This is a genomic window from Pseudomonas sp. 37 R 15, from assembly GCF_900004865.1.
GTDB lineage: Bacteria > Pseudomonadota > Gammaproteobacteria > Pseudomonadales > Pseudomonadaceae > Aquipseudomonas > Aquipseudomonas fluorescens_AM.
This window is the reverse complement of the sequence record NZ_CVTV01000016.1, coordinates 1-810: the sequence shown is the minus strand read 5'-3', so window position 1 is coordinate 810 and position 810 is coordinate 1. Positions and strand designations below refer to the sequence as shown.

General features: G+C 56.8%; 1 protein-coding gene. It reads left to right on the top strand.

From position 1 onward, the window contains the following. The coding region (locus tag BFQ04_RS03860; RefSeq protein ID WP_371914483.1) for an immunoglobulin-like domain-containing protein at positions 1 to 810 on the top strand (810 nt) is incomplete at both ends.

The window sequence follows — 810 nt, the reverse complement described above, 5'->3', positions numbered from 1 at the left end:
GCGACCAAACCGTCACCACCGCTATCAAAGGCGTGACCGGTGGCGAGCATTTCGAAAATCTGGTTCCAGGCACCACGCCGGTTAACACCACCGTGACTGATACCCCAGGTACTGACAACACTACGACTGTCACGCTGACCGCACCAAATGCTGTTAACGAAGGTGGCCAGATCACCTACACAGCGACCTTAAGCAATAAGGCCGGTACTGACGTCACGCTGAAACTCGATAACGGTTCGAACATCACCATCAAGGCTGGCGACACCGTCGGCACCGTGACCGTGCCTGCTCCAAGCGATGACGTGTTTATCGACAAGAGCACTCAGACCGTCCAGATCACTGAAGCGACTGGCGGCAACTTCGAGAAGCTGGAAGTTGCTGGCAACGGCGCAACCACCACGATCAATGACACCATCGACAAAGTTGATGTAGTCCTGACCGCCACTACCACCGTCGGCGAAGGCGGCAACATTGTTTACACCGCCAGCCTTGTGGATAAGAGCGGTACGCCGGTGACTAACATCACCAATCCGTTGACCGTAGCGTTGGATAACGGCCAGAGCATCACCATTGGTGTAAATCAGTCGAGCGGCAGCGTTTCGGTTGTGGCGCCGGATGACGTGTACAAGGGCGATCAAACCGTCACGACCGCCATCAAAGGTGTGACCGGTGGCGAGCACTTCGAAAACCTGGTGCCTGGCACCGCGCCAGTTAACACCACCGTGACTGATACTCCGGGCACCGACAACACCACCACCGTTACCCTGACAGCTCCGGCACAGGCGAACGAAGGTGGCCAGATCACGTACA